Source organism: Rhizobium sp. P1_C7, from assembly GCF_056406295.1.
This window is the reverse complement of the sequence record NZ_JBFUAL010000038.1, coordinates 1-11,519: the sequence shown is the minus strand read 5'-3', so window position 1 is coordinate 11,519 and position 11,519 is coordinate 1. Positions and strand designations below refer to the sequence as shown.

Here is an 11,519-nt window from a genome sequence, read left to right as displayed (position 1 = left end):
TTAAAGGGTGAAGCCACCCTGAGTATTGGCGATCAGTGCGTTGAGCAATCCCTGGCGCGTATTCTCGTTATGCTCGACCATTGCCTGGCGCGCCTTCTCACTATCGCGTTCGCGCAGGACGGCGACGATCCGGTGATGGTCATTGGCCGTTTCCGGGTTGATGTCACGCACCCGTGTGCCCATGTAGAAAAGCCGGGCGCATTCTTCCAGATGGCTCATGACAAGCGCGTGAAGGCGCGGGTTGCGTGAGCCACGCGCGATGGCGGAATGGAACTCTTCGTTGGACGTCACGAAGGTTTTCGTGCTGACCCCTTCGCCAACGACATAACTTGCATCGGCAAGCCGATCGAGCGCAATCAAATCCTGGTCCGTCAGGTTTTTTGCAGCGAGCGACGCGGCCGTCCCCTCCAGCATGCCACGCACCTCGAAGAGATCGTTCATGTCCTTCACCGTCACCGGAGTCACCCGGTAGCCGCGCCTGGGAAAGGCCTCCATGAAGCCTTCCACGCACAGGCGCGCAAGCGCTTCACGTACCGGAGTTTTGCTCATCTGCAACTGTTCGGCAAGCTCCGGCTCCGAAACCTCTGCGCCGGGCGCAAGCTCACCCTGGATCAACCGCTCACGTACAATGGCATAAGCCTGCTCGGTCAATGATTTGCCGCGCTTGTCAAAAGTCGATGCCGACGTGTCAGTCTTGTTCAAAACCCATCTCCAACTGCCCGAAAACAGGCAGGACGCCTTTGTCGCCAGACATTGCTTGCCTGTCAAAGACTTTTGATAGGACAGCCACTTGGGCCTCATCACCACAGAGGACTTTGACAGAGCCCATTTGCTGATATATTACGTGGTATATCTACATTGCGCAATGTCCTTTCAGTCGCGCGGAAGGCCTAACAGGTGCATGCTATGTCCGATATCCTGGTTATCAACCCTAATAGCTCAGTCTCCGTCACCCGTTCCATGGAGGCCTGCCTTGGACCTGTCAGGGCGGTAACCTCCCACCGGATCGAGTGCATCGAACTGGCCAAGTCGCCGCCTGGCATAGAGACTGACGATCACGTCAGCGCGGTCATCCCCAACATCATCGAAGCCGTCTCGAACTCCTGTGCGGATGCTTTCGTTCTCTCGTGCTTTTCCGATCCGGGCATCTCACAGGTCCGAAAGATGGTTGACCGGCCGGTCTTCGGTATCGCTGAATCCGCCTATCTGGCAGCTCTTGGACTTGGCACGCGATTTGGGATCGTGTCGCTGGGCCAGTCCTCTATCGACCGACACCTGCGCTACCTCAAGGTGCTGGAACTCGACCGACGCCTTGCCGGCGACCGCTCGATCAACATGACCGTCGTCGAACTGATGGCCGGTGATGTCGTCGAAACCGTATCGCGCACCGGCCGGTTGTTGCGCGATGAGGATGGTGCGGACGTCATCATTCTCGGCTGCGCCGGCCTTGGCTCCTACAGGCATGCCATGCAGGAAAGCCTCGGCGTTCCCGTCATCGACCCGGTCCAGGCAGGTGTCGCGCTTGCCTGCACCAATCTCGATCTGGCTTATGGAAAGAAAAGACGATGATGTTTGATCTTGTAGTGCGCGGCACCGCCGTGTTGCCGGACGGGCCTGTTGAAGACAGCTGGATCGGCATCGCTGACGGCAAGATCGCGGCCATCGGCACCGGCAATGCGCCATCCGCCGGCGAGAGCTTTGACGCAGGCGACGGTCTGATCATCCCCGGCGTGGTCGATGGCCAGACGCATGCCTGCAGCTATGGAGGCCTTGCAGGCATCCGGTCGACCACACGATCGGCGATTGCTGGCGGGGTGACGACGATCGTTGATATGCCCTATGACAACCCGTTTCCGCTGAACTCGCTTCAGCGCCTCAACGACAAGATCGCGGCGATTGCCGAGCATGCCCATGCCAATGTTGCGCTCTACGGCACGGCTCTGCCAGGGCAGACAACGCAAGATATCCAGCCGTTGATTGAGGGAGGCGTCGTTGCCTTCAAGATTTCCACGTTCGAAAGCAGTCCGACGCGCTTTCCCCGCATTGCATCCGACCAGATCCTGGCGATTTTCAACGCTCTCGCCGATACGGTCATTCCTCTCGGTGTACACAACGAAGATCAGGAGATCGTTCGGGCCTACATTGCCGCGGCGAAGGCCAACAATCGGGACGGTATCGCAGCCCACTCCGAGAGCCGGCCGCCGGCTGCGGAACTGGCAGCGACGGCGCAGTTCCTCGAACTCGGCGCAGCCGCCGGAGCGCACGCCCACATCGTCCACCTGACGACACCGCGCGGCTTCCAGCTGGTGGACAACTATCTTTCCGATGGCTTTCGTGCCACCGGCGAACTCTGTGTGCATTATCTCTGGTTCGACCCAGACCGTGATGGGCCCCTGCTTGGCGCGCGCATGAAAGTCAACCCGCCTATCCGCCCCGGCCAGATCGATGCCCTCTGGGATGAAATCCTCTCTGGGCGGGTTGCCTTTGTCAGCTCCGACCATTCCAGCTGGCCCGTCGACAACAAGTTCACCCCATCAATCTTCGACGCAGGCGCCGGAGTGCCTGGACTGGAAACGTTGCTGCCGGCCTTTTACACGGCGGCTGACAGCCGTGGCCTCGACGCAGCGACCCTGACAGTCGAACAACTTTGCGAACGGCCGGCAAGATTCTTCGGCCTCTGGCCCGAAAAGGGTGCGATCCGGCTCGGTGCAGATGCAGACCTTGCGATACTATCGCGCAAGGCTCAGCTGTGGGATGCCTCGCGAGCAAACGACGAGCTGTGCTGGAGCCCCTTCGACGGCCGCGCGTTTTCCGTAACCGTCACACGCACCTATCTTGGCGGAAGGCTCGCCTGGGATGGCCGTTCCGTCATCAATCAGCCCGGTTCCGGACGCTATGTCCGCCGCGGCAACTCTCACTGGTTTGAATAGGATCGGATCAGCATATGCCGCTCATCACAGCAGACAGCCAAGGCGTTTTCGTTATCGCCGTTACCCCGTTCAGTGAAGACGGATCACTCGATCGCCAAAGCATCGACCGGATGGTCGACTTCTACTACGAAAAAGGCGCCGACGGCCTGACGATCCTCGGCATGATGGGCGAAGCGCCGAAGCTCACTCAGGCAGAATCGATCGAGGTCGCACGCCTCACGCTGAAGCGTTCGGATACAAAGCCGGTCGTTGTCGGCGTCTCGGCGTCGGGTCTTGCCGCGATCGGCGAGCTGGCCAAGGCAGTCATGGATCTCGGAGCAGCCGGGGTCATGGTCGCGCCCCCCTCGTCGCTCCGCACAGATGACCAGATCACCAATTACTATCGCAATGTGATTGAAACCGTCGGCACCGATGTTCCCGTCGTACTCCAGGATTTCCCCCTGTCGACCGGCGTGCAGATTGCCTCAGGGACACTTGGCGCAATTTTCGAAGCCCATTCCAGCATCGTCATGCTGAAGCACGAAGACTGGCCGGGCCTGCAGAAAGTCACGGATCTGCGCGAAGCCGAAGCCAAGGGCCGGAGGCGCATCTCTATCCTTTGCGGCAATGCCGGCCTCTTCCTGCCCGAGGAAATGCAGCGCGGCGCCGATGGCGCCATGACTGGCTTCCCCTATCCTGAAATGATGGTCGAGGTTTGCCGCCTGAGTACTGCAGGAAAATACGAGGACGCACAGGACATCTTCGACGCCTACCTTCCGCTGATGCGGTACGAACAGCAGCCGGGCCTTGGCCTTGCAGTGCGCAAGTATGTACTCGCCCGGCGGGGAGCGATTGCCAGTGCTGCACAAAGACGCCCGGGGGCTGCCCTTGGCGCCATTGCCGTCAAGGAAGTCGAAAAACTCATCGAACGACAGGAACGCAAGTTGGAGGCGTTGAACTAATGGATCTGCAGATTTCCGCAAAGACGGCGCTGGTTCTCGGCGCAAGCCGCGGCCTTGGGGCTGCGATTGCAAAGGGTCTTGCCGCCGAGGGCGTGAAGGTATTTGCCGCGGCCCGCAACATCGACAAGATCGCGCCCTCGACCAACATCACGCCAATCGCGGTCGATCTTGCAGACCAGGCTGCCGTCGTAAATCTGATCGCAACGATTGTCGAACAGGGTGGCGTCGACATTCTGGTGAACAACTCCGGCGGCCCGAAGGCAGGACCAGCGGTCGGCCAGTCCCGCGAAAGCTGGGTTGCAGCTTTCGAGGCGATGGCAACGTCGATCTTCACCATTTCCGACGCCATGCTGGAAGGCATGATCAGCCGTAAGTGGGGCCGGATCATCACGATCGGTTCTTCCGGGGTCGAGCAGCCTATTCCGAACCTTGCCTTGTCCAACGGCGTGCGCGCGGCAATCGCCGGCTGGTCGAAGACGCTGGCAGGCGAAGTTGCCCGACACGGCATTACCGTCAACATGATCCTGCCGGGACGAATTGATACCGACCGTGTCCGCGAACTCGATGGCATCAGGGCCGAGAAGACGGGTGCGAGCGTCGAGGATGTGCAGGCCGCCTCCCGCAACGACATCCCTGCTGGACGCTACGGCAAGCCCGAGGAGTTCGCCGCCGTCGCCGTCTTCCTGGCAAGCACAAAGGCAAGCTATGTTACCGGCGCCTCGATCCGCGTCGACGGCGGCATGATCAAGGGGCTATGACGCACATGGTCGATTTCGATGTCGTTCACCAGCGCCGCGGCACGGGCAGCTCCAAATGGAGCAAGTATCCCGGCGACGTGCTGCCCATGTGGGTTGCCGACATGGACTTTCCAGCTGCGCCCGAAATTGTCGATGCGATCCGCAACCGGCTTGAGCATCCGCTTCTCGGCTACGGCATCGCGCGCGACGAACTGCGCGCGCAAATCGTGACCGACATGCAGGAGAAATTCAACTGGGCAATCTCGCCTGAAGAGATCGTCTTCCTCCCAGGCGTTGAACCCGGCTTCAACATGGCGCTGAAGGCAATGCTTCAGCCCGGCGACGGCGTGCTCGTACAGACGCCAGTCTACCGCCCCATCCTCAACGCGCCGGCACATTGGGGCCTCAAGCGCATCGAAGCGCCACTCACGACGAACGGTGCCAGCTATGTCATGAGTGTCGATGCCCTCGCCGACAAGCTCGCCCAGTCGAAAGCCTTCCTGTTCTGCAATCCGCAAAACCCGACCGGCAAAGTCTTCACGATCGAGGAGCTAACCGACATCGCCGTGCTTTGCCGCAGGAATGATACGCTGATCATCTCCGACGAAATCCATTGCGACCTCCTCTTTGACGGCCGTCGGCACATTCCGATCGCCAGCCTGTCCGAAGATGCGGCAGAGCGGACCGTCACGCTGATGGCCGCCAGCAAGACCTACAATATTGCCGGGCTGAAGACGGCATTCGCGATCATCAAGAACAAGGCGATGCGCGAGACATTCGCGCAATCGCGGCTCGGCATGGTCGACAGCGTCAACATCCTCGGCTTGGAGGCAACACTCGCCGCATTTTCAAGGTCAGGGGGATGGAAAGCCGACATGCTTGCTTACATCGCAGGCAACCGCGACCATCTCTCGACAGAGGTCGCCAAGCGCTTTCCCGCAATCCGCCAGGTCAAGGCGGAAGGTACCTTCCTCGCCTGGCTTGACTGCACGGCACTTGGGCTTCGCCCTGATCCGCAGACCCACTTTCTGGAGCATGGCAAGGTCGGTTTCAGCGCTGGCTCGGAATTCGGCGAAACCTTCGTCAATTTCATCCGCATCAATTTTGGTTGCCCCCGCCAATTGCTAGACGACGCGCTCGACCGAATGGAACGTGCACTTGCTGGCTGAAAACGGCCGCAGAACCGAAGCCCCTTCGCAGATAATAGCGCTGCTTCCGGAGGAAGTGTCACTTTGATAAGTATGACGTTGGCGCTCTGCAGGACACGCAAAGCCTATCTCAATAGGAGCAACCGCATCTAGATGAGTCATGTCGTGCGTGTCGTCTGTAGCTAATTTGACTGCTCAACACCGTAACTCTCGCGCTTGAATGTTATCCGGGCGGGAGAGTGCCTGTCGACCGACTTGCGGAAATAATTTCCGCGTGTGCGCTTAGAGGTGCTGTTGTATTCGCCTGCATCGCCTCTGAATATTATGGGTGATGCGCTCCAGGACTCTCGTCGGATCGCTCAGCGGTGTCGACGATCTGCTGAGCGATAACTTCGCAGGTGCCACCAACCACTGTGGTGAGTTCCTTGACCCGCCTGACAGTCGATGCGCCACTCAACCCGACCTCCTCGGCGAACGCTTGCCAATCGGCTCGCCTCAAGTCAGTCCCGATGAAACGTCGGGCAATGCCTTGAGACAGGCTCTGGTCTACCTGGCGATACACCAAGGCACACATCAAATCGTAAAGCGGCGCCATCTTCGCAGATCCGCCCGCGCCGATCAGGATTGAGTGGTTCTTGGCATGCGCGTCGGAATTGCCGATCAGTACGTTGAAAATCACCGCGTCCAGAAGTTTCAGGCGTTCGCCGGGCGACACGAGATCACTGACGGCATCGAACATCATCTTCAGTGTCACGCCGCGGCTCGTTGAGGATCGCTCATATTTCTGCGACGGAAAATGACCCGTTAACTGGCAAAGGTCTTCCTGGTGAAGCCTGCGGATCTCACCTTGTGAATCCGTAAAACGGTCATAGCGCTTCACAATCAGGTAGCGTCGTTTGCCGGCCATGCCGACTTTGGCTTCGGCCGCTTCCAATCCACAAGCCCGAGCAAGCGCCAGGCAGAAGGCCTCGTTTTCGACGCTTCCCGCCAGCCTTCTGGTATCCGGCTTGATGATATGCGTCGACGGCGTGCCGTCGACCGGTATTGAGATCGTGCCATCTCCATCGACGAAGACCGGCAGCTTCTCCTGTACACCCGCAAGCGACATGGAGACCCCTCGCTCTCCGACCAGGAATGGTTTGGCCGGAAGCTTTTTGAGGATGCGCTCCAGGGCCTCCTCGTCCGGGATAGGCTCTAGGTTGACACCTCCCTTCCGCGGCTCGCCGATCGACAGGGCTCCGGCCGTGTCTCGGCCGATGTGACCGAGCAAGCCCACGATATCCTGGGGGGACACTTTCAGCCGCTGATCGATCTCGGCGAGATGGCTTTCCGGAAGCAGGTTGGCGAGCCATGGCAGCAGCCTGTCTGCGTCGACCGTTCCTGATCGCAGCGGCATGGTCAGCGAGATTGGGAAGGCCGAGCGGCGCGCTTGCCAGGATGGATCGTAGTCGAGACGCCATTCCCCTTGGAATGTCATGTGCCCGACGGGAAGGGTTTCATAGAAGATGGTTGTCATCGACCGTCACCGAAGTTCGGAAGGAAGCCGAGATCATCGTCCGGTGCGATCGGTGTCTCCTTAACTGTCTCCAGGTCGCCGATCTCAATGCCGACGGTGCGCGCGACAATCAGCGCCTTCTCAAGCTGGCAGCTCGGCTTGCCGGATTCGAGTTCGACGATGAAACGTTCGCCCGTGCCGGAACGAGCGGCAAGCTCGGTCTGGGTCCAGCCGAGACCTTTGCGTTTTTCCCTGACGGCTGTGCCAAAATCACGTGCGGTTCTGAACATCCAGCATCTCCTGTACAGGCTTACCGTACAGGAAGCTTTTTGGAAACGTTGTTCTTACCGATCGGGAAGGACGACAGTTCGAGACGTTAATTCAACCCGAACGGGAAGTTTTTTCTCGAAGCAGAACACGAATTCAAGGTAGGTGTCCTAGTTGACAAATGGCGGGCAGGTCATAATCTGCGCTTACGCTCATGAGGCCCAGCACCGTTTTTCAGAGACGAGGATCATGCCTATGGCAAAGTGCATGAGACAGTTTCTGCTAGCGAATATTGTCCTTTGCCTTTCTGCTTTCGCGACAGGCGCTGCGACGCTCGACGCCATCATCCAGCGCAGCATCGTGCGCATCGGCTATATCGCCGACGAGGCTCCCTTCTCCTCCAGCAAGCCGGGCGCCAGTCCGGTGGGATATGCCATCGACCTGTGTGGCAAGATCGCCGATAGAATTGAAAAACAAGTTCCACAACTGAAGCGCGAATACATCGAGGTGACGCTCGCCAACGGCTTCGATGCGATAAAGAATGGACAGGTCGACCTGCTTTGTGGTGCGATCACCGTCAATTTGAAGAGACGGGAAATCGTCGACTTCTCACAGCCAATCTTCCTCACGGGGGCAACTGCGCTGCTCCGCAAAGATTCGCCCAACTACCTGCAGACGCTTTTTCTCGACAAGCCCGCTGTTCGCGCCGTTAGCCAGCAGATCGCATCCACGCGCGTAATCGGCGTACGCGCGAGCACGACAACCGGAGCGACGCTGCGCGAGGCACTGGCAAGCCTGGTGTCGAAGACGAAGCTTACCGATTTCGAGACGCACGAAAACGGGCTTGCTGCGTTGGAGGACCACAAGATCGATGCCTATATCGCCGATCAGGTGCTGCTCATCAACCTGGCCGCGCGGGCGCGCGATCCGTCCTCGCTGGAGATCGGCGATCGCCTGTTTACCCATGAACCTTATGCGATTGCGCTGCGCCGCGACGACGCCAACTTCCGACTGCTTGCAGACCGTGCGTTGACGAATTTCTATCTGTCGGACGATTTTTTGCCGCTGCTGGAAACGTATTTCGGAGCGGAGGCGCCGATGCTGCACACGCAGATCATCATGGAACATGTGCCCGATTGATATTCATATCAAGTCAAAGTAGTTGCACCGTAATATCGCGCGAGAACGAAAATCAGTCGAGATCGTCGCGCTTCGCGGGGAATGCCTTCTCCAGATCCGCGCTCCGTAAGGAAGCGACTGGTACGCGATCTGGCAAGGTCGAACAACCCTCGTGACATGCGCTTCCCGACGAAACGCCTCGAAGCGGCTATTCGTGTTTTTCGGTGCGTGCAGGACTGGTTTTAGTATCCCGAACCTTCCGTACCATCAAGACGATGTCGCTCCGTGCCCTTCAACGGCGGATTGAAGATGCTGACGAGGATCAGGTCCTCGTTCCCGCCGCCGCGCAAGTAGTGCTTGTCATGCTTGTCCAGCACATAGATATCACCCGGTGCTATGGGAAAGACATTGCCGGTCATGTCCTCGACCTCACCATTGCCGGCTATGCAGTAGCAAGCCTCGAGATGGTTGCGGTATTCAAGAAGCGATGTGGTATTGGCCCGCACAATCGTGTGGCAGACCGTAAACCCCATGCAGTCACGCTCCGTCAGCAGCCGATGGCTGGTGCCGCTTCCCCATTCGACGAAATGGCTGGTTTCCTCGACCTGTTTCAGATTGCGAACGAACATCGATATCGCCTTTCTCAAGAATAATTTGATGACGAGCCATCGGGGATGACGAAAAAAACTACTGCCTGCTGGTATCTCTTGATTATGCTTTCGCTACAAATGATGGTTTCTCGTCGTATAGATGAGGAAAACTTGCCTATGTTGCCATCGCTCAGCGCGCTCCGCGTGTTCGAGGCCGCCGCGCGTCTCAACAGCTTTTCACGCGCTGCCGACGAACTGCACGTCACACATGCAGCCGTCAGCCATCAGATTCGGCTGCTGGAGGACTGGTTTGGCCGCCCGCTGTTCGTACGGGAGAAGCGCGGTGTCCGGCTGGTCGCCGACGCGGTGGCGCTGGCTCAAACGCTTTCGATCTCGTTGACACGTATTGAAGGTGAAGCCCGCGCCTTCCGGATGAAGACGACGGGTGAACTTACCGTTGCCTGCATTGCCTCGATCGCGACACGTTGGCTCATTCCGGCACTTCCGGATTTTCTTGCAAATAATCCCGATCTGAACGTCAGGGTCGTCTACGCCATGGCAGAGCAGCGCTTTCGCGAAGAGGATTGCGATGTGCTGATAACGCTCGGCGAGGAAAGGGACGAGGGGAAAGAATGCACACGACTGTTTTCGCGCGCCAACCGCCCGGTCGCCAGTCCCGGCTATCTGGAGCGTCGAGGCAGGCCACAGACTGCACAGGAAATCATAAGCGCCGACCTGCTGCATGACGAAACGCCGGAGCGCTGGCTGAATTGGTACAGAACGGCGGGCATGCAGCCTGAGGGACCTTTGCGCGGGCCGGTTTTCCAGGATTTCAACCTCCTGGCAACGGCGGTAATCGCGGGTCATGGAATTGCGCTGTGCCCGACCGAGGTTTTCCGCCGCGAACGCGAGACAGGCGACCTCATTATCCTCTCAGATATCGAGACGCTCGCTGACCAAGCCTACTTTCTCATTACAGCCAAACCAGCAAGTCCGCATGCCCTGATATTTCGCGACTGGTTTTCTGCCGTTACTCGACGGTTAAATGAGTCCAACTAAGGATTGTTGCGCGCCGATACTGCGCGCATGCGCTGGAGATTTCCTCCAGCCCCCCGGATCATCTTGCCGCACTGGGCTGCGGCCGCGACGAATAGGGCTGAAATCATAGAGGTGCTGGCCACCACAAGCTATCTAGCCTCGCCGGCCTCTTTGAACAGCAACGATCTCAAGACGGTGTGCACAATATGTTCCTCCCATCTTGCAAGCATCGCCGTGTCATCCAGCTGTATATTGAAGATCGTTGAAAGGGTGAACCTGTTCGAGAGGTAGAAGAAGCTCAGGGACGCGATGGTGAGAAATAGCATCAGGGCATCGGCGTCTTCGATGCTCGCATGATCGTCTTCACCCTGCGCCAACAGTTCCTTTAGCTTTTTGACAAGCTTCCTGTTGACCCGTATCCCATTTGGCGCCGTGGCAAGGAATCTCGCCTGGAACAGGTTCTCCGTTCCCAGGAGGCTTAGAATTTCCGGGTTGGAAACAAAATAACGCCATATGAAGCGAGTGATCAATTCCACGCCGCGCATGGGTGTGACGCCGGAGAAGTCCAAAGAGAGCTCCGCCTCGCGCATCTTTCCGAAGACACGATCGAGGACCTCGATGTAAAGGCCCTCCTTGTCCCCAAAATAGTGATAGATCATACGCTTGTTGGCTCCGGCTTGGCGCGCGATCTTGTCGATGCGTCCGCCGCCGAGGCCATAGGCTGCGAACTCAACCGTCGCCGCCTGCAATATCGTTTCCCTCGTTCGTGCCGGATCTCTCTTGGCTGATCCCATTGCCCCTCACATATTCGGATAGACCGGCCCCTCGCCGCCCTGCGGCGGCACCCAATTGATGTTCTGGTTGGGATCCTTGATATCGCAGGTCTTGCAGTGGACGCAGTTCTGGGCGTTGATGACGTACGTCTCCTGCCCGTCCTTCTCGACCCACTCGTAGACGCCGGCCGGACAGTAGCGCGTTGACGGGCCGCCATAGATGTCGTGCTCCGACGACTTCTGCAGCGCCATGTCCTTGACCTTCAAATGCACCGGCTGGTCTTCCTCGTGGTTGGTGTTCGACAGGAAAACCGAGGACAGGCGGTCGAATGTAAGCACGCCATCGGGCTTGGGATAGTCGATTTTCCTGTGTTGCGAAGCAGGCTCCAGCGACTGCGCATCGGTCTTGCCGTGCTTCAGCGTGCCGAAGAAGGAGAAGCCGAGAAGTGTATTCGTCCACATGTCGAGGCCGCCGAGCAGC

Annotated in this window: 13 protein-coding genes; 7 read left to right on the top strand and 6 right to left on the bottom strand. The window is 58.6% G+C overall.

The window, feature by feature from the left end; genetic code table 11:
• Positions 1 to 702 carry a GntR family transcriptional regulator gene (locus tag AC1D2R_RS30655; RefSeq protein ID WP_477973426.1) on the bottom strand — a complete coding sequence of 234 codons (702 nt, stop codon included), beginning with the start codon at positions 700 to 702 and terminating at the stop codon, positions 1 to 3.
• 204 nt (positions 703 to 906) lie between these two features.
• Here AC1D2R_RS30655 and AC1D2R_RS30650 point away from each other — a divergent pair, with 204 nt between their 5' ends.
• From AC1D2R_RS30650 to AC1D2R_RS30630, 5 genes are read left to right on the top strand one after another with little or no spacing between them, the layout of a single operon-like run.
• Positions 907 to 1,569 carry an aspartate/glutamate racemase family protein gene (locus AC1D2R_RS30650; protein ID WP_477973424.1) on the top strand — a complete coding sequence of 221 codons (663 nt, stop codon included), beginning with the start codon at positions 907 to 909 and terminating at the stop codon, positions 1,567 to 1,569.
• On the top strand, positions 1,566 to 2,930 hold the full coding sequence (locus AC1D2R_RS30645; RefSeq protein ID WP_477973422.1) for a dihydroorotase: 1,365 nt from the start codon (positions 1,566 to 1,568) through the stop codon (positions 2,928 to 2,930). The genes AC1D2R_RS30650 and AC1D2R_RS30645 overlap by 4 nt, the downstream gene beginning before the upstream one ends.
• Positions 2,931 to 2,944: 14 nt before the next feature.
• The gene (locus tag AC1D2R_RS30640; RefSeq protein ID WP_477973420.1) at positions 2,945 to 3,871 is read left to right on the top strand and encodes a dihydrodipicolinate synthase family protein; all 927 of its coding nucleotides are present in this window, start codon (positions 2,945 to 2,947) and stop codon (positions 3,869 to 3,871) included.
• Positions 3,871 to 4,629, top strand: a complete 759-nt coding sequence (locus AC1D2R_RS30635; RefSeq protein WP_477973418.1) for an SDR family oxidoreductase — start codon at positions 3,871 to 3,873, stop codon at positions 4,627 to 4,629. Before AC1D2R_RS30640 ends, AC1D2R_RS30635 begins: the two co-directional genes overlap by 1 nt.
• Positions 4,626 to 5,777 (top strand): MalY/PatB family protein, encoded by a 1,152-nt coding sequence (locus AC1D2R_RS30630; protein WP_477973417.1) that lies wholly within the window; start codon positions 4,626 to 4,628, stop codon positions 5,775 to 5,777. The genes AC1D2R_RS30635 and AC1D2R_RS30630 overlap by 4 nt, the downstream gene beginning before the upstream one ends.
• Before the next feature lie 301 nt (positions 5,778 to 6,078).
• Here AC1D2R_RS30630 and AC1D2R_RS30625 read toward each other — a convergent pair whose 3' ends face one another.
• Both AC1D2R_RS30625 and AC1D2R_RS30620 read right to left on the bottom strand, forming a co-directional pair.
• On the bottom strand, positions 6,079 to 7,272 hold the full coding sequence (locus AC1D2R_RS30625; protein ID WP_477973415.1) for a HipA domain-containing protein: 1,194 nt from the start codon (positions 7,270 to 7,272) through the stop codon (positions 6,079 to 6,081).
• Positions 7,269 to 7,541 (bottom strand): helix-turn-helix domain-containing protein, encoded by a 273-nt coding sequence (locus tag AC1D2R_RS30620; protein ID WP_477973413.1) that lies wholly within the window; start codon positions 7,539 to 7,541, stop codon positions 7,269 to 7,271. Before AC1D2R_RS30620 ends, AC1D2R_RS30625 begins: the two co-directional genes overlap by 4 nt.
• A gap of 244 nt (positions 7,542 to 7,785) precedes the next feature.
• Between AC1D2R_RS30620 and AC1D2R_RS30615 the strand changes: the two genes are divergently transcribed.
• A complete protein-coding gene (locus AC1D2R_RS30615) occupies positions 7,786 to 8,658 on the top strand; it encodes an amino acid ABC transporter substrate-binding protein (RefSeq protein ID WP_477973411.1) in 873 nt (290 codons plus the stop codon).
• Positions 8,659 to 8,879: 221 nt separating this feature from the next.
• On the opposite strand, the gene AC1D2R_RS30610 is transcribed toward AC1D2R_RS30615, so the two are convergent.
• Positions 8,880 to 9,266, bottom strand: coding sequence for an ectoine synthase (locus tag AC1D2R_RS30610; RefSeq protein ID WP_477973409.1), 387 nt, complete (start codon positions 9,264 to 9,266; stop codon positions 8,880 to 8,882).
• Positions 9,267 to 9,404: 138 nt separating this feature from the next.
• Here AC1D2R_RS30610 and AC1D2R_RS30605 point away from each other — a divergent pair, with 138 nt between their 5' ends.
• The gene (locus tag AC1D2R_RS30605; protein WP_477973405.1) at positions 9,405 to 10,286 is read left to right on the top strand and encodes a LysR substrate-binding domain-containing protein; all 882 of its coding nucleotides are present in this window, start codon (positions 9,405 to 9,407) and stop codon (positions 10,284 to 10,286) included.
• 128 nt (positions 10,287 to 10,414) lie between these two features.
• Here AC1D2R_RS30605 and AC1D2R_RS30600 read toward each other — a convergent pair whose 3' ends face one another.
• Positions 10,415 to 11,059, bottom strand: coding sequence for a TetR/AcrR family transcriptional regulator (locus AC1D2R_RS30600; RefSeq protein ID WP_477973403.1), 645 nt, complete (start codon positions 11,057 to 11,059; stop codon positions 10,415 to 10,417).
• A gap of 6 nt (positions 11,060 to 11,065) precedes the next feature.
• On the bottom strand, positions 11,066 to 11,519 hold a 454-nt coding region (locus tag AC1D2R_RS30595), incomplete at its 5' end, for a 4Fe-4S dicluster domain-containing protein (protein ID WP_477973401.1).